General features: G+C 19.6%; 12 protein-coding genes. 1 reads left to right on the top strand and 11 read right to left on the bottom strand.

Features of this window, described 5'->3' with window-relative positions; genetic code table 11:
* Positions 1-14 precede the first annotated feature (14 nt).
* The 11 genes from GJU04_RS01040 to rpiA form a co-directional block, all read right to left on the bottom strand.
* Positions 15-1,325, bottom strand: coding sequence for a 2-oxo acid dehydrogenase subunit E2 (locus GJU04_RS01040; protein WP_168893055.1), 1,311 nt, complete (start codon positions 1,323-1,325; stop codon positions 15-17).
* Between the two features lie 12 nt (positions 1,326-1,337).
* Positions 1,338-4,004, bottom strand: coding sequence for a pyruvate dehydrogenase (acetyl-transferring), homodimeric type (gene aceE, locus GJU04_RS01035; protein ID WP_168893054.1), 2,667 nt, complete (start codon positions 4,002-4,004; stop codon positions 1,338-1,340).
* 134 nt (positions 4,005-4,138) lie between these two features.
* Positions 4,139-6,058, bottom strand: coding sequence for a DNA topoisomerase IV subunit B (parE, locus tag GJU04_RS01030; protein ID WP_168893053.1), 1,920 nt, complete (start codon positions 6,056-6,058; stop codon positions 4,139-4,141).
* A gap of 343 nt (positions 6,059-6,401) precedes the next feature.
* On the bottom strand, positions 6,402-7,547 hold the full coding sequence (cydB, locus tag GJU04_RS01025) for a cytochrome d ubiquinol oxidase subunit II (RefSeq protein ID WP_168893052.1): 1,146 nt from the start codon (positions 7,545-7,547) through the stop codon (positions 6,402-6,404).
* A 9-nt stretch (positions 7,548-7,556) separates the two neighbouring features.
* Positions 7,557-9,137, bottom strand: a complete 1,581-nt coding sequence (locus GJU04_RS01020) for a cytochrome ubiquinol oxidase subunit I (RefSeq protein WP_168893051.1) — start codon at positions 9,135-9,137, stop codon at positions 7,557-7,559.
* A 136-nt stretch (positions 9,138-9,273) separates the two neighbouring features.
* Positions 9,274-10,443, bottom strand: a complete 1,170-nt coding sequence (gene sucB, locus GJU04_RS01015) for a dihydrolipoyllysine-residue succinyltransferase (protein WP_168893050.1) — start codon at positions 10,441-10,443, stop codon at positions 9,274-9,276.
* A 9-nt stretch (positions 10,444-10,452) separates the two neighbouring features.
* The gene (locus tag GJU04_RS01010; RefSeq protein WP_168893049.1) at positions 10,453-13,179 is read right to left on the bottom strand and encodes a 2-oxoglutarate dehydrogenase E1 component; all 2,727 of its coding nucleotides are present in this window, start codon (positions 13,177-13,179) and stop codon (positions 10,453-10,455) included.
* Between the two features lie 926 nt (positions 13,180-14,105).
* Positions 14,106-15,062: a magnesium/cobalt transporter CorA gene (corA, locus tag GJU04_RS01005; protein WP_168893048.1), complete on the bottom strand. Its 957-nt coding sequence runs from the start codon at positions 15,060-15,062 to the stop codon at positions 14,106-14,108.
* A gap of 78 nt (positions 15,063-15,140) precedes the next feature.
* On the bottom strand, positions 15,141-17,348 hold the full coding sequence (locus GJU04_RS01000; protein WP_168893047.1) for a UvrD-helicase domain-containing protein: 2,208 nt from the start codon (positions 17,346-17,348) through the stop codon (positions 15,141-15,143).
* Positions 17,349-17,380: 32 nt separating this feature from the next.
* Positions 17,381-18,205, bottom strand: coding sequence for a diaminopimelate epimerase (gene dapF / locus GJU04_RS00995; RefSeq protein WP_168893276.1), 825 nt, complete (start codon positions 18,203-18,205; stop codon positions 17,381-17,383).
* A 61-nt stretch (positions 18,206-18,266) separates the two neighbouring features.
* On the bottom strand, positions 18,267-18,935 hold the full coding sequence (gene rpiA, locus GJU04_RS00990) for a ribose-5-phosphate isomerase RpiA (protein WP_168893046.1): 669 nt from the start codon (positions 18,933-18,935) through the stop codon (positions 18,267-18,269).
* A 188-nt stretch (positions 18,936-19,123) separates the two neighbouring features.
* Here rpiA and GJU04_RS00985 point away from each other — a divergent pair.
* Positions 19,124-19,787, top strand: a 664-nt coding sequence (locus GJU04_RS00985) for a trypsin-like peptidase domain-containing protein (RefSeq protein WP_168893045.1), incomplete at its 3' end; no start/stop codon positions are given.

The following is a 19,787-nucleotide window of genomic DNA, read 5'->3' as shown; positions in this document are numbered from 1 at the left end:
ATTTATAAAAAAAGTTATATTAATATATTTCTAATATCAGATATTAACATACAAATATAATTTAAAAAATTAATACCTTCAACTCCATTAATTACTCTATGATCATAAGATAATGATAATGGTAACATTAATTTTGGAATAAATTTATTATTATTTTTATTCCATATTGGTTTTATATTAGCTTGTGATATACCTAGAATTGCTACTTCTGGTGCATTAATTATTGGTGTAAAAAAACTACCTTTAAATTGTCCTAAATTAGAAATTGTAAAACAACCTCCTTGCATATCAAGAGGATGTAATTTATTTTTTTTTGCTTTATTAGCTAAATCAAGTAATATTTTAGATACATCATTAATACTTTTATTTAAAACATCAAAGATTACAGGTACTAATAAACCTCTTTTTGTATCAATAGCAATTCCAATATTAAAATATTTTTTTATTATTAAATTTTGGTTTAAATCAGATAAAGAAGAATTAAAATTAGGATATTTTTTTAATGCATGTGCACATATTTTTATTATAAAACTTAATAAAGTTAACTTTATATTTTTTTGTTGTTTATGAAATTCATTATTTTTTTTAATTCTAAATTTCTCTAATTCTGTAATATCAGTTTCAATATGTTGTGTAACATGAGGAATATTTTTCCAATTATTAGATAAATTTTTACTAGTAGTTTTTTGTATATTATTTAAAATAATTTTTTCACAAGATCCAAATTTTGTATAAATTGATGAAAATTTTTCAAAATTATTATTATCTAATTTTTTATTTTTATCAAAATATTTTAATATATCTTCTTTAGTAATTCTATTTTTTAAACCACTTCCTTTTATATTTTCTAAATTAATATTTAATTTTCTTGCCATCTTTCTGATAATAGGTGAAGCATATATATAATTTTTTTTTTCTATATTTAAAATTTTATTTTTTTCAAGATTATTATTTCTAATAATATTATTTTTTTTCTCTAAAATTTTAGATTCTTTTATTTCTTGATTATTTTTATTAAAAAAGTTTAACTTATCTAATTCTATTTTGTTGTTTTCTAATATTTTGTTAGAATCAATAATTAAATTATTTTTTTCATTATTTAATATTTCTAATATTATATCTCCTTTACGTATTTTATTCCCTATAGATATAAAAATTTTTTTAATTATCCCTTTTTGTGTAGAAGGAATTTCTATAGATGTTTTATCGCTTTCTACGGTCATAATTGATTGTTCTTCTAAAATTTCGTCTCCTTCCTTTACTAAAATATCAGTAATCTTCATCTCCTCTATTCCTGTATCAGGAAATTTTATTTTTTTATACATATTATCCCTTTTTCATGAAGTTCTAGGATTATTTTTATTTATATTAATTTTATATTTTTTAATAAAACGTAAAATTTTTTTTAAAGTAATTAAATTTAAATCTAATAATATATTTAACACCGCAAGTACTATATATAATTCATTAATTTCAAAAAAATCACGTAAATTTTGACGACTATCAGAACGTCCATAACCATCAGTACCTAAAACAAAATAATTATTAGTGGGGACATATTTACGAATTTGTTCTGCAAAAAGTTTCATATAATCTGTAGCAGCTACTGTTGGATAATTTTTCATTATATTTGTAATATAGGGAATACGACGTTTTTCAAAAGGATGTAATAGATTCCAATGATCACAATCTTGTCCTTCTCTAGCAATTTCAGTAAAAGAAGTTACACTAAAAATATCTGAATTAATATTATATTCATAATATAATATATTCGCAGCCTTAAACATATTACGTAATATTGCTCCTGAACCTAATAATTGTATAGTAATTTTATTTATAATATTTTTATTAGAATAAATTTTATATATACCTTTGCAAATTCCATTTATATTTTTTATATTTATTTCTGGCATATCGTAAAATTCATTCATAGTTGTTATATAATAATATATATTTTCTTGTTTTTTACCATACATTCTTTTTAAACCATTATGTATAATAACAGCTAATTCATATGCATAGGTAGGATCATATGAAATACAATTAGGAATGGTTAATGAATGAATATGGCTATGTCCATCTTCATGTTGTAATCCCTCTCCATTTAAAGTAGTACGTCCTGAAGTTGCTCCAATTAAAAAACCTCTAGCTTGTTGATCTCCAGCAGCCCAACAAAAATCTCCAATTCTTTGGAAACCAAATATAGAATAATAAATATAAAATGGGATCATAGGAAGATTATTTGTAGAATAAGAAGTAGCAGCCGCTAACCATGATGCAAATGCTCCAGATTCATTTATTCCTTCTTGTAAAATTTGTCCTTTAATATCTTCTTTATAATATGTTAATAGAGATTTATCTTGAGGGGTATATTTTAATCCATTTGAGTTATATATTCCTATTTGTCTAAATAATCCTTCCATTCCAAATGTACGAGCTTCATCAGCTATTATTGGTACTATTCTACTACTAATATTTTTATTTCTAAGTAATATATTTAATATACGTACAAATATAATTGTTGTAGATATTTTATTTTGTTTTTTAAATAAAATATTAAAATCTTCTAATTTAGGTAAAACTAATTTTTCTGTAAAATTAATTCTTCGATATGGAACATATCCGCCTAATTTTTTACGTTGATTATGTAAATATTTAAATTCTAAAGAATTTTTCTTAAAAGATAAATAAGGTAATTTATATAAATCTTTGTCATTAATAGGAATATGTAAATTATCACGTATATATTTTATTGTATTAATATCAATTTTTTTAATTTGATGAGCAATATTTTTGCTTTCAGCTATTTTCCCTAAACCAAAACCTTTTATTGTATGAAATAATATTACTATAGGTTTATTTTTTATTTTATAAGCTTTTTTAAAAGCTGTATAAATTTTTTTAGGATCATGTCCTCCATAACTTAATTTTTCTATTTCTTGATCAGAGAGATCTTTAACAAGTTCTAATGTTTCTGGAAATTTTCCAAAAAAATTTTTTCTAATATAAGATCCATTCTTAGAATTAAAATTTTGAAAATCTCCATCTAAAGTATTATTCATTAATTCAATGAGTTTGCCAGTTTTATCTTTTAATAACAAATTTTCCCAAGTATTACCCCAAATAACTTTAATAACTTCCCACCCAGCTCCTTTAAAAATACTCTCTAATTCATTAATAATTTTTCCATTACCATACACGGGACCATCTAATCTTTGTAAATTACAGTTTATTACAAAAATTAAATTATCTAATTTTTCTCTTGCAGCTATATTTAAAACTCCTTTAGATTCTGGTTCATCCATTTCTCCATCACCTAAAAATGCAAAAATTTTTCTATTTGTTTTTTTTTGTAATTCTCTGTTTTCTAAATATTTAATAAATTTAGCTTGGTATATTGCAGCTATTGGTCCTAATCCCATAGAAACAGTAGGAAATTGCCAAAAATTAGGCATAAGTTTAGGATGAGGATATGATGATAATCCGCTACCAAAAACTTCTTGACGGAAATTATTTAAATGATTAACACTGATACGTCCTTCAACAAAGGATCTAGCATATATTCCAGGAGAAATATGTCCTTGAAAATAAATAATATCTCCATTATTTTGATTATTATATGCTTTAAAAAAATGATTAAAACAAACTTCATATATATATGAAGCTGATTGATAAGAAGCAATATGACCACCTAAATCTAAATTTTTTTTAGAAGCTCTTAAAATAATCATTATTGAATTCCATCTAATGATAGATCTTATTTTTTCTTCTAAAATTAAATTTCCAGGATAAATATTATCTTGTTCTCTAGAAATAGAATTTACATAATTATTATTATGTAGATTAAAATTAATTCCATATTTATTAAGATGTATTATAGTTTTTTTTAATAAAAATTTAGCTCTTTCAATTCCTTCTTCTTTTATTACAGATTCTATAGATTGTATCCAATCATTTGTTTCAATTGGATCCACGTCATTATAAAAAATATAATTATCTGACATGGTCATTATTCCTTATTTTGATAAAAAATTATATAATATATAATTGAATTTTAACTATTTTATAATAAAATAATTTATTTATTAAAATTTATTCAAATATTATAGATAGATAATTTTTTTTAATTTTTAATTATTTAAATACTGATTATTGTTGTAATATCACCTTTTTTTTGTAGCCATTTACGACGATCTTCTGCTCTTTTTTTAGCTAATAACATATCCATTAGAGAAAATGTTTTTTGAATTTCTTTTTCATTATTATTTAATACTAATTGTATTAATCGACGACTATTAGGATTAAAAGTTGTTTCTCTTAATTGGGTTGGATTCATTTCACCTAATCCTTTAAATCTTTGTACATTTATTTTTTGTTGATCTTTTTTAAGATAATTTTGTTTTAAAATTTTATTTTTTTCATTTTCATCTAAAGCATAAAAAATTTTTTTCCCTAAATCTATTCGATATAAAGGAGGCATTGCAACATAAATATGTCCATTTTTTACTAATGGTAAAAAATGTTTTATAAATAAAGCACATAACAAAGTAGCAATATGTAATCCATCTGAATCTGCATCTGCTAAAATACAAATTTTATTGTATCTTAATTTTTTTAAATCTTCATTATTAGGATAAATACCTATTGCTAAAGAAATATCATATATTTCTTGTGAGGATAAAATTTCTTCAGAATTTATTTCCCATGTATTTAAAATTTTTCCTTTTAATGGCATTACAGCTTGAAAATTTTTATTTCTTGCTTGTTTTGCTGATCCTCCTGCGGAATCACCTTCTACTAAAAAAAGTTCTGTTTCTTTTTTATTATTAATAATACAATCGGATAATTTATTTGGTAAAATTGAGTTTGTGTTGTAATTTTTTTTTTTAATAAATTTTTTAGATTCTCTAATACGTTTTTGAGCATTTGTAATAAAAAGATCAATTAAAATAGAACTAATTTTAAAGTTTTGATTTAACCAAAGAATAAAAGAATCTCTTACTATGTTTGCAACAAATATAGTACATTGTCTAGAAGATAAACGTTCTTTTGTTTGACCTGTAAATTGAGGATCTTGAATTTTAATAGATAATACGTAAGAACATTGATACCAAATATCTTCTCCTAATAATTTTATATTTCTAGGTAACATATTGTGAAAATTACAAAAATGACGTATTGCATCTAATAACCCTAACCGTAATCCATTTACATGTGTACCTCCATATGTAGTAGGAATTAAATTAACATAACTTTCAGTAATAATATTATTATTATTTTCTGGAATCCAAAATAATGCCCAGTTTAAATGTTTAGTATCATTAAAATATTCTCCGATAAAAGGTAGATTTGGTATTGTAATTACGTTTTTTACTGAATTGATTAAATATTCTGATAATCCTTTTTTATAAATCCAACAATAATAATCTTTAGTATTTTTATTTGTAAAACATACTTTTAAATTTGAGCATAAAACTGCTTTTGCTTTTAATAAATTAATTAAATTAGAAATTAAAAAAGTATGATGTTCAAAAAATTTTTTATTAGGCCAAAACCTAATTTTAGTTCCAGTTTTTTGATTATCCATATTTTCATAAAATGAAAGATTTTGAGTTTTATATCCATTTTCAAAAACTATTTTATAAACTTTATTTTTACGAAAAATACTAACTTCCATTTTTTTTGATAATGCATTAACTACAGAAATACCTACACCATGTAATCCTCCAGAAAAATGATAATTTTTATTAGAAAATTTACCCCCAGCATGTAATCGACATAAGATAAGTTCAATAGCTGGGATACCTTCTCTAGAATGTATATCAGTAGGCATTCCTCTACCATCATCAATAACTTCTAATGATTGATCTTTATGTAAAGTTACAAAAATATTTTTAGCATAACCAGCTAATGCTTCATCTACACTATTATCTATGACTTCTTGAGCTAAATGATTAGGTCTAGTAAGATCAGTATACATACCAGGTCTACGTCTTACAGGATCTAATCCTTCTAAAACTTCTATTGAATCTGCGTTATATTGATTTAAATGGTTCATTTTTTATTAAGTATATAATAATTTTATATTTAAAATATAAAAAAAATCCATTTTAAGTCAATTAATTTTAATAAATATTTTATATAAATAAATTATTTTAATATTTTTAAGTTTTAAATATATAAAATAAAAAATTTTATTATATTATAACATATTTATTTAAAAATAAATTACCTATTTTATTTGATATTTTATAATTAAATAATTTTAAATATTTATTTTTTAAATTCTTTTTTTAAAATTATTAAAATGGTAAAACTACACGTAAATAACATTATTAATAACCATATTAAATACCACATTTTTTATTATCCATTTATTAAAAATTTATAATTATTTTATTTTAATAGTAAAAATCAGATTTTTTTTTGATCTTTTTTTTATTAAGATAAAAAAACATTTTTTTATAACACCAAAAAGTATAAAACAATACAATAGGCATAAATACAATAACTATATATAACATTATATTTAATGTTAATTGACTTGATGTCGCATTCCAAATAGTTAAACTTTGATAATATTTTATATTTGAAGGGAGAATAAAAGGAAACATTATAATTCCAATATTTAAGATTATACTAATAATAGTAAAAGAAGAACATATTAATGTTAATAATAATTTTTTATATATAGATGATAACAGTGTTAAAAATGGTAAAATTATACTTAATAAAGGTATTAAATATAAATATTTATAATTTTGAAAATTAGACATCCATGCTTTTCTTTGATGAAAAATATTATAATCTTTTACGTAAGAAATATTTGTTTTTTTATTAATAAAATAATTAATTTTATATCCTTTCATAAAAAATAAAATATTTATAAATGATAAAAGAACAAATATTACTAATAATATAGAAGATAATTTTAATACTTTTTGTAATCTATTATTAAGATTAGAATCTTTTATTCTTATTTGTAAATAAGATGCAGCGTGATTTATAATTAAAATTATAGTTGTAAAACTAATAATAAAACTAGATAAATTAAATGATTTTAAAAAATGTTTTTGAGAATATATATGATGATATTTATCAATATAAAATGGGATTCCTTCTAATATATTACTTAATATTAGTCCTAAAATTGCTGGGGGAATTATACTTCCTATTGAAATACATAAATCACAAATTTTTTGCCATATTTTATTTTTAATTTTTGAACGATATTCAAAACCTACAGGTCGTAAAAATAATGATAATAATAATAGTATCATCATTATATAAAAATGAGAAAATATTGTTGCATAAACAATAGGCCATGCAGCAAATAATGCTCCTCCAGTTGTAATTAACCATACTTGATTTCCATCCCAATGAGGAGCAATAGTATTTATCATTATTCTACGTTCAATATTATTTTTACCTATTATAAATAATAAAATACCAACTCCCATATCTAATCCATCAGTAATTAGAAATCCTGTAATTAATACACCAATTATTATTGACCAAATTAAACATAAAAATTCGTAATTCAACATTTAAATAACCTAATTATTTTTTTTTAAAATATTTTTTTGTAAAGTATTTTTTTCAAAAAAATATTTTCCAGTTTTTAAAATACTTGGCCCTACACTAGATATTTTATATATTAGATATAATTCTATTATTAATAAAATTGTATAAAAAACAAAAATTGTTATTATTGAAAATAATACTTCTGTAAGTTCTAAAGAAGAACCTGCCATATATGTAGGTAATATATCTTTTATTGCCCATGGTTGTCTACCATATTCAGCAACAAACCATCCTGATTCCGATGCAATCCATGGTAAAGGAATTATATATAAACATGTTTTTAATAGATATTTTTTTTTTTCAATACTATCTCTTACAAGAGTAAAAAAGAAAACTATTATTAATATAATAAGTAAAATCAAACTTGATAAAACCATAATTCTAAAGGAAAAAAATAAAGGACTAATTATTGGTATAGATATTTTGGCTACTTTTTTTATTTGTTCATTATTTATATGATAAATATCTTGATAATATTGTTTAAATAAAAAACCATATCCTAAATATTTTTTATTTTGTTCAAATATTTTTATATTATTTAAATATGAATTTCCATTTTTGATTTTTTCTAGTGCAATTAATGCTTTTAAGCCATTTTTAATTTTTAATTCATTATTTTTAATTAAATCTTTTATACCTAAAATAGGTAAATTAGTAGATCTGGTAGCAATAATACCTAATATATATGGAATTTTAATAGAAAATTTATTTAATTTTTTTTTTTGATTTGGTAAACATATAATATTAAATGATGCAGGAGGTTTTTGTGTTTCCCATTCAGCCTCAATAGCTGCTAATTTAGTTTTTTGTGTTTTTCTTAATTGATAACCTGATTCATCACCTAATATTATTACCGAAATAATAGAAAATAAACCGAAACAAGAAGCAATCATAATAGATTTTTTTGAAAATTCTATATCTCTTTTTTTTAAAATATAATATGAGCTAATTCCAATAATAAATATAGAACCAGTTGTATATCCAGCTGTTACAGTATGAAAAAATTTTATTTGTGCTATAGGATTAAAAATTAATTTCCAAAAATTATTCATTTCCATTCGCATATTTTGATAATTAAAAGAAGATGCAATCGGATTTTGCATCCATCCATTAGCAATTAAAATCCAAAGAGCAGAAAGATTTGAACCTATAGCTACAAACCATGTTACAAATAAATGTTGTATTTTATTTAAACGATCCCAACCTAAAAAAAATAAACCAACAAAAGTTGATTCTAAAAAAAAAGCTACTAAACCTTCTATTGCTAATGGAGCACCAAAAATATCTCCTACATAATGAGAATAATAAGACCAATTTGTTCCAAATTGGAATTCCATAGTTAATCCTGTTACTATTCCTAAAGCAAAGTTTACTCCAAATAATTTACCCCAAAATTTGGTCATATCTCTATATATTTTTTTTTTAGATAAAATATACAACGTTTCCATTATCGCTAATAAGAAAGAAAGTCCTAATGTTAATGGTACAAATATAAAATGGTACATTGCTGTTAATGCAAATTGTAATCTTGATAAATCAATAACATTTAACATTATAAATCCTTATATGATTCAAATATTTACAAATTTTTTTTTTAAAATAATTTATAAATATTTTAATTATTTATTTTTATTACAATAATAATTAATATCATTAAAAAATAAAATATTAATAATAATTAAATAAAATTTATAGAAATAATTTTATAGGATCTTCTAATAATGTTTTTATTAACATAAGAAATCCTATAGCTTCTTTTCCATCTATTAAACGATGATCATATGATAATGCTAAATACATCATAGGCATGATACATATTTTATGATCTATAACAATAGGCCTTTCTTTGATAACATGCATTCCTAAAATAGCACTTTGTGGTGGATTAATAATCGGAGTAGACATTAAAGAACCAAAAACTCCTCCATTAGTAATGGTAAATGTTCCACTAACTAAATCTTTAATAGATAATTGATTATTATTACTTTTTATAATTAATTTTTTGATTTTTTTTTCAATATCAATTAGTGATAATGTATTTGTATTATATATAATTGGAGCAATTAATCCTCTTTTTGTAGCAATTGCAATATTTATATTATATAAATTATTGTAAATAATATCTTCTCCATCAATGAATGCGTTAATTTTTTTGAAAGATTGTAATGCTTTGGTAACAGCTTTAATATGAAAAGAAGTAAATCCTAATTTAATATTATAATTTTCAAAAATGAAATTTTTATAATTATTTTTTATATTAATAATTTCTTTCATATTAACTTCATTAAAAGTTGTTAACATAACAGTATTGTTTTTAGAATCCATTAATTTTTTGGAAATATATTTTCTTATTGGACTCATTTTCTTTTTTTCAAAATTATGATTATTTAAAATTTTTTCTTTTTTTTCTTTTAAATTATCAAAATTTTTTAAATTTAAATTAATTTTATTATTAAAATTATTTATTTCATTTAATGAAAAATTATTTTTTTTAATATTTCTTCTAACAGAAGGACTAAAATTATTTAAATTTTTTAAATTTTTTTTTTTATTATTAATATTATTAGTAAATTTTGATTCTTTGATATTATTAATAATTTTTTTATCTTTTAAATCTTTTTCTTTTTTTAAAATACCAATAATTTGTTGAGATTTTACTTTTTCACCTTCCTTTACTAAAATTTTTTCTAATAAACCATTAATAGTTGATGGTATTTCTAAGACCACTTTATCTGTTTCTAATTCTAGAAGAATATCATCAATTTTTACTTCTTCTCCTGGTTTTTTATACCATTGGATTATAATTGCATTATTTATTGATTCCGGTAATTCAGGAACAATAATATTAATATTATCCATTTTTTATCCTTATAAATTAATTTTTTTATTTTTTATATCAATATTAAAAACAGAATGTATTATTTTTTGTTGTTGTTTTTTATGAATAATAAAATATCCTGTTGAAGGAGAAGGAGATTTATTTCTTCCAAAATAATTAATGTTTAAATTTAATTTAGTTTTAAAACAATTTTGGATATATATCCATGATCCTTGATTTTTAGGTTCTTCTTGACACCAACAAAAATATTTTATTTTTTTATATTTCTTAATTATTTTTTTTAAATCTTTTTTTGGAAATGGATATAATTGTTCTATTCTAATTATAATAATATTATTATTTTTTATAAGATTTCTATATTCTAATAAATCGTAATATATTTTTCCAGTACAAAAAATAAGACGTTGAATATTTTTTATATTAATTTTAGCATTTAATTCATCTATAACTAATTTAAAAGAATTATTTATAAAATTTTTTAATGAAGAACATGCTAATGGATTTCTTAAAAGAGATTTTGGAGAAAATATAATAAGTGGTTTTTTTATAGGATTAAAAGCTTGTTCACATAATAAATGATACATTTGAGATGCATTAGAAGGAACACAAATTTTCATATTTTTTTTTGCACATAATTGTAAAAATCTTTCTATTCTTGCAGAAGAATGTTCCGGACCTTGGCCTTCATATCCATGTGGAAGAATAATTATTAATCCACTTTTATAATTCCATTTTATTTCTCCAGAACTAATAAATTGATCTATAATAATTTGAGCTCCATTAATAAAATCTCCAAATTGTGCTTCCCATATTGTTATCCCATTTATATTGTTTAAAGAATAACCATACTCAAAACCTAAAACTGCCTCTTCTGATAAAATAGAATTATAAATATCAAAAATTCCTTGCTGTAAATTAATATTATTTAAAGGAGTATATGATACTCCATTTTTTTGATCATATATAACAGAATGTCTATGAGAAAAGGTACCTCTTTTAACATCTTCTCCTGAAAAACGACAAGATATTCCTTGATTTAGAATATTTGCAAATGCTAAATTTTCTGCTGCCCCCCAATCTATTTTTTTTATCTCTTTACTCATATTAATTCTATTTAAATAAATTTTTTTTACTATAGGATGAATATTAAAATTTTTAGGTAAACTGCTAATTTTTAAAAGTAATTTTTTTAACTCATTAATTTTTATATTTTTAAAAATTATATTTTTATATTTTTTTTTAAGAGGAAATAATGTTTTAATAAAAACATCTCCTTTATCAAATAAAGTTTGATATTTTTGATATATTTTTTTTTTTTCTACATTATCTATAATATTTTTTAAAAATAATTGATTAAAATATAAATCTTGTATTTTTTTATGATTTTTAATATAATTATACATTAATGGTTGAGTGATATAAGGATCATCCATTTCATTATGTCCATGTCTCCTATAAGACACAAGATCAATAAAAATATCCTTATGAAATTTATTTCTATACTTTATAGCTATTCTTATTATAAAAATAACACTTTCTAAATCATCTGCATTTACATGGAAAATAGGACATTGAATCATTTTTGCTATATCAGTACAATAATAACTAGATCTCATATCAATATTTTTCGAGATAGTAAATCCAATTTGATTATTAATAATAATATGAATAGTACCATTAACTCTATATCCTCTAGTTTGAGATAAATTTAAAATTTCTTGTATTATCCCTTGACCACTAAAAGATGCATCACCATGTATATTTATAGGTAAAATATTAATATTTTTAATATTTTTCTTTTTTAATAAATCATTATTAAATCTAGTAACACCCATGGTGATACTATTAATAACTTCTAAATGAGAAGGATTAAATGCTAATTCTAGTTCTATTTTTCTTTTATTTATTTCAATAATAGAAGAATAACCTAAATGATATTTTACATCATCTATATTATCTTTTTCTGGTAAAATATTTAAAAATTCATCTATTATATTTTTAATTTTTTTACCCATTATATTTACTAAAAAATTTAATCTTCCTCTATGTGCCATAGAAAAAATTATTTTTTTTGTTTTATTCTCTAATTTACCTGAATAACGTATTATTTCTTTTATTAATGGAATTAAAACATCACAACCTTCTAAAGAAAATCTTTTAGCTCCTGGAAATTTTTTTCCTATATTTGTTTCAAATATTTCAGTAGCAATTAATTCTTCTAAAAATATTTTTTTTTCTATTTGGGTTAAATTATAATCTTTTATTTCTATATTTTTTTTTATCCATTGTTTTTCATTTTCTAATAAATGAAAATATTCTATACCTATAGAATTACAATATTTTTTTTTAAAAAAATTATAAATATTAATTATTTTTTCATTTTTAAAAGATGAATTTAATGTTATTTTTTCTTGAAAATCTTTTTCATTAATTTGATAATTTTTTAGTTCTAAGAGATTACTTATTTTTTTTTTATTTAAAATTAAAGGATTTATATTTGAATAATAATGGCCAAAAATTCTAAAATTATTTATTAATTGATTAATTTTTTCTTTTAAAAATATTTTTTTATAAAAATATTCGTTTTCAAATTTATTATTTTTATTTAAATATTTATTTTTTTCTCTAATATTTATAAAAATATTAACCCATTTTTTATCTATAGAATTAGGATTTATTAAAAAATTTTTATATAATTTTTCAATATATAAAATATTTTCGTATAAAATATTTTTTTTAAAGTAATTATTATTCATTATAATCTCTTATTTTAATAAAATAATATTTATTATATTTTAATGTTAGTAAAAAAATATATATAAAATATAATTTATAAAAATATTTTTGTAAAATAATCATTTTTTAAAAAATTTTATTTATTGTTAATAATAACTATTTATTTTTTATTAAAAAAAATTTAAAAAGATATTTTTTTATATTCAAATTATTAAAAGTACGTAAATACTATTATTATCTAATTTAATATTAAAATAATAAAGAAAAGAGAAAATTTCAAATTTTAAATATAGTATAATATGATATGTAATTATTATTACAAATAATGAATATAAGATAACAAAATAAATTTTAGATTATTTTATATATTAGTAATAATTATATATATAAAGATATATATAATATGATAATTATTTTTATAATTAGATTATTATGTAAATTTATTTTTAAATTAAGTAATAACATAAATAATAGTAAATATTTAAAATAATTTTATAATATATATTATTTATTAATAAATATTAAAACACTAATATATTTTATTATAAAATATTCTAAAATATGATTTTTTATCGAAAATATTTTTTTACATATATAAAATTACTTTTTATAAGATGAAAAATTATGATAATTTTAAAATAATTTTTAATTAAAACTATTCATAATATTTTTGTAAAATTATATTTTTATTAATATCATTATTAATGATATCTTTATTATATTTATAGAAAAGGTTATTATTGTTTTTTTTATTTTTTAATATATTTTTTAAAATTATTATATTAAATTAACAATTTTAATAATTATAAGTTTAAATTAAAATAATTATTTTAATAATATTCAATAATGAAATAATATAGGTGAATTATTTTAAATAATTCACTCTATTATTTGATATTTTTTTAAAAAAATATTAAATAAAATTTAAATAAAAATATTTTGTATATTATAACCATTTTTTTCTTTTAAAATAAAAATAAGGAGCTAATGCTGAAATTATCATTATAATTATTGCATAAAAATAACCATATTTCCATTTTAATTCTGGTAAAAAAGAAAAATTCATTCCATAATTAGATGCTACTAAAGTAGGAGGTAAAAAAATAACAGATACTAATGAAAAAATTTTTATAATTCTATTTTGTTCTATATTAATAAAACCCATTGCAGCTTGGACTAAGAAATTAACTTTTTGAAATAATGATTCATTATGAGGTAAAAGTGATTCAATATCTCTTGATATTTCTCTAGCCTGTTCTATTTGTATTTTAGGTAATCTTGTTTTTCTCATTAAAAAATTTACTGCTCTTTGTGTATCCATTAAACATAATCTTACTTTCCAACCAATATCTTCTAGTTCTGCTAAGGTAGAAAGTGCATTATCAACTTGGTCACTTTTATGTCTTTTCATAATAATACAGCTTAAAGATTCTAAATCACTATATATGTTTTCTATTTTATCAGCTAATTGTTCAATTTTAGTATCAAATATATCTAATAATAATTCGTAAGGATTACCATATATCATGGTATTATGATTATACATACGTTTTCTATATAAACGGAAAGTCGATAATTCTTTTTCTCTTAAAGTATATAATCTATCATTTTTTATTGTAAATGCAACAGTAGTTATTCCTGCATATTCATCTTTATTTTTATAAAAAAAGAAAGAATGGATATGTAATCCTTCATTATTTTCAAAAAATCTTGCAGAAGCTTCTATATCTTCTAATTCAGGTCTAGTAGCTAAATTTTGTCCTAATAAAGAAAAAATTTTTTTCCTTTCATTATCTTCAGGTTTTATTAAATCAATCCAAATTGCATCTAAAAGATTATTATAATTATTATTTAATTTTATATAAATTAAATGTTTGTTATATATTTTATAAGCATTTAACATAATAACTCCTAATTAGGATATTATTTTGATTAATATTTAATAAATTTATATTTTTAAATTTTTTTATAAAAATATTTCTTATATATAAGTTTGTATATAATCAGATATTATCCATTTTATTACTTTATTATTAAAATTAATTTGTAATTTTATATTATTTTTAATAATTTCTATTTTTAAAATTATTCCTTTCCCAAAAATTTTATGATAAACTATTTGTCCTATGTGATATTTTTTTTCGTTTAGAATATGATCTGATGTAAATAAAATATTATCTTTTTTTAAATAACTAATTTTTTTTATACAATTTTTTGGTAATTCATTAATAAATCTGGATGGTATTGAATTAATTTCTTTACCATATAAATAACGTTTTTTTGTATAAGTTAATGTTAGTTTTTTTTTCGCTCTAGTAATTCCTACATATGCTAAACGTCTTTCTTCATGTATATTTTGATTAATAAAAGAAATTTTATTAGGGAAAATACCTTCTTCCATTCCTATAATAAATACTTCAGAAAATTCTAATCCTTTAGATGCATGAATAGTCATCATTTGTATGTAATTATTAATTTTTTGATTTGTTTGATTTAAATTAACATCTTCAGTTAATAATAATGCTTGTGAAAGAAAATTTATTAATAAATTTTCTTTAATATTTTTATAAAATAATTCATTTTTATTTATTAATGAATTTTTTGTAAAATCATCAGCAGCATTAATTAATTCTTTTAAATTATTTATTTTATTAAAATTTTTTTCATTAAAACAACTTTTACTATACATTTCCCATAATCCAGAATCTTTTATGGTTTCTTTAATAATAATTGATAATGGTTTATTTTTTATATTACTTTTTAGAGATTTAATTAAAATAATAAATTTTTTTAATGCATTAAATGACATAGTATTTAAATATTTTTTATTTTCTAACAAATAAATACTAGATTCCCATAATGTTAATAGATATTTTTTAGAAATATATTTTATTATATTTAATGTTTTTTCTCCAATACTTCTTTTAGGTATATTTATAATTCTTTCAAAAGAATTATCGTCATTATAATTAGATATTAATCTTAAATATGATAAAATATATTTTATTTCTTGACGTTCAAAAAAACGAATCCCGCCATAAATTTTATATGGAATAGCAAATTTTAACATAATTTCTTCTAAAATACGAGATTGAAAATTATTTCTATAAAGAATTGCACAATTATTTAATTCTATATTTTTTTTTATAAAATTTTTACATATATATTTTGCAATATATTTAGCTTCATCAAATTCATTAAATGCAGAATATATATAAATAAGTCTTCCATTATTTTCATGAGTCCATAATTTTTTTTTTAATCTAGTATTATTATAAGAAATTAATTTATTTGCAGCTTCTAAAATATTTGAAGTAGAACGATAATTTTGTTCTAATAAAATTATTTTAACTTTATCAAAATCTTTTAAAAAACGATGCATATTTTCAACTTGTGCTCCTCTCCATCCATAAATAGATTGATCATCATCACCGACAAGAAAAATTTTAGTATTATAATATTTACTATATAATAAAGATATAAATTTATATTGTATATCATTTGTATCTTGAAATTCATCAATTAAAATATTTTGAAACCTTTGTTGATATATTTTTAATATATTAGGATTATATAAAAATAATTTATATAAATATAATATTAAATCATTAAAATCGATGACTTCTGTTAGTTTACAATAATTTTCATATTCAACATATATTTTAGAAAAAATTGGATTATAAGAAGAATTATTTTCATTAAAAAAATTATAATTTTTGTTAAAAAAATTATTTTTAAAATTATTTATATATTTTAAAATATTTTCTATAGAAAAATTTTTATTTTGTAAAGATAATTTTTTTAAAATTTTTTTAATAAAATTTTTTTGATCAAAAGTATCTATAATTTGGAAATTTTTAGTTAATCCTGCTTCTAAGTAATAAATTCTTAATATATAATAAGCAAAACTATGAAATGTACCTATCCAAATATTATTATTTTTCTGATAGTTTTTTATTAAAGATTTAATTCTATTTTTTAATTCTAATGCTGCTTTGTTTGTAAACGTCATAGCTAAAATAGATTTAGGAGAACAATTTTCTTTATAAATTAACCATGCTATTCTACGAATTAATACAAGTGTTTTTCCGCTACCTGCTCCAGCTAATATTAATAGATTTTTTCTTATTTCAGATACAACTTCTTTTTGTTTATTATTTAAATTATTTAACAAATTAAAATTTTTCATTAACTAAAATACCAGAATTAAAATAAAATTTCTTATAATGATATTTTACCATCATAAACATAATTAGCACTTCCTTGCATATATAAATCATGATTACCTCCTTGCCAAGATATCATAATAATTCCTCCAGTAAGATGTACATATACTTTTTTTGATAAAATATTTTTCTTTATCCCTATTGCTACAGCTGCACATGCCCCAGATCCACAAGACATAGTCTCCCCTACTCCTCTTTCAAATACTCTTATTTTTATATTATTAATGTTTAAATATTCCATAAAACCTACATTAATTTTTTTAGGAAATGATTTATGATTTTCAAAAAATGGCCCTATTAATGATACTGGAGTATCTAATACATCTTTTACTTGAATAACACAATGTGGATTTCCTAACGAAACAACATTAAAATAAATATATTTATTTTGAAAATAAAATTTATATGTATTTTTAATATTATTAGTTATAAATGGAATTTCTTTTGGATTAAATAAAGGAACACCCATGTTTACAGAAATTAAATTATTATTTAAATTTTTTAAATATATTAAACGGTTTTTTGTACTTAAACATATTTTTTTTTTTAAAGTTAATTTTTTTATTTTTAAATATAGCGCAATACAACGCGCTCCATTACCACATTGTTCTACTTCATTACCATCAGAATTAAAAATTCGATAATGAAAATCAATATTTTTATTTAATGATAATTCTAATAATAATAATTGATCAAATCCTATTCCTAAATATCGATTGGATAATTTTTGTATTATTTCTTTTGTTAAAAAGAAAATATTTTTTATATTATTTATAATAATAAAATCATTCCCTAATGCATGCATTTTTGTAAATTTTATTTTCATATAATGTATTAAAATTTTAAAATTTAAATAATTAAAATAAATTATTAAGTTAAATTTATTTTTTTTTATTTATTATTGAGATTGTATTGTTATTTTTACTTATAATAACTATGTCTGCACATCGTCGTGCAAATAAACCAACTGTTACAACACCAGGAATATTATTTATATATTGTTCTATTTTCATAGGTTTATGTAAATTTAATTTATATACATCTAATATTATATTTCCATGTTCTGTAATTGTATTTATACGTTTTTTAGCAATTGCTCCTATATGTAATAATTTTCTAATAATAAATTTTTCTGCTAAAGGTATAATTTCTATTGGTACTGGATGTAATATACCTAATTTTTTTACATATTTTGATTCATCAATTATACAAATAAATATATCTGAAAAACTAGATATAATTTTTTCATTAGTTAATGCGGCACCTCCTCCTTTTATCATTTGCATTTTATTATTAATTTCATCAGCACTATCAAAATATATTCCAATTTTTTTTATTTTATTAATTTGATAGATATTAAAATTATATTTTTTTAATTTTTTTGTAGAAGTTTTAGAAGCAGATACTATACCTTTAATATTTTTTTTTTCAGTAAATAAAATATCAATAAAATGAGATATTGTTGTTCCTGATCCGATTCCAATAATATTATTATTTTTAATATATTTTATTGCTGATTTTGCTGCAATAATTTTTAATTTATTAAACATACATATTTATATCTTTATATAAGATAAAATCTATATTATATTAAGTATAATAATTTGTAAAAAAATTTATATTTTAATTATTTTAAAAATTTTAAATTAAAATTTATTTTAAAAATGATATTTAATTAAAATTAAATAATTTTATATAAATTTTCTTTAATAAACTAAACTCTATTAAGAGATTTTTTATGAAAAAATTTAAAATATTTTTTTATATATTTTTTTTTATTATTGGAATAACAATACAACAACATGTTAATGCAAAATTGTTACCATTTAATTTAATAAAAAAATGCAATAATAATACATTACCAAGTTTATCAAGAGTATTATCAAAAGTTACTCCTTCAGTTGTAAGTATTGATGTTCAAGGAAGTACTTTTGTATCACAATTTAGATTACCTCCTAAAATACAAGAATATTTGAATGAACATTTTTCATTATGTAAAGAAGGATCACCATATGAAAATACTCCTATTTGTGGAAATAATAATAATGTTCTTGAACAAAAGTTTCATGCAATTGGTTCTGGTGTAATTATAAATTCTAAAGAAGGTATAATTGTTACTAATAATCATGTTATTAATCATGCTAGTTACATTACAGTCGAATTAAATAATGGTAAAACTTATGAAGCTAAAATTATAGGTCAAGATTCACAAATGGATATTGCTTTAATAAAAATTCAAGATAAAACAAAAAATTTAAAAAGTTTAAAAATAGCTAATTCTGATAATTTAAAAGTTGGGGATTATGCAATAGCAATAGGAAATCCATATGGTTTAGGTGAAACTGTAACATCTGGAATTATATCTGGATTAGGAAGAACAGGACTTAATATTGAAAACTTTG

Origin of the sequence: Enterobacteriaceae endosymbiont of Donacia marginata, from assembly GCF_012567685.1 — a bacterium.
Taxonomy (GTDB): domain Bacteria; phylum Pseudomonadota; class Gammaproteobacteria; order Enterobacterales; family Enterobacteriaceae.
The sequence above is the reverse complement of the archived record's forward strand: the minus strand, read 5'-3'. Positions and strand labels throughout refer to the sequence as shown.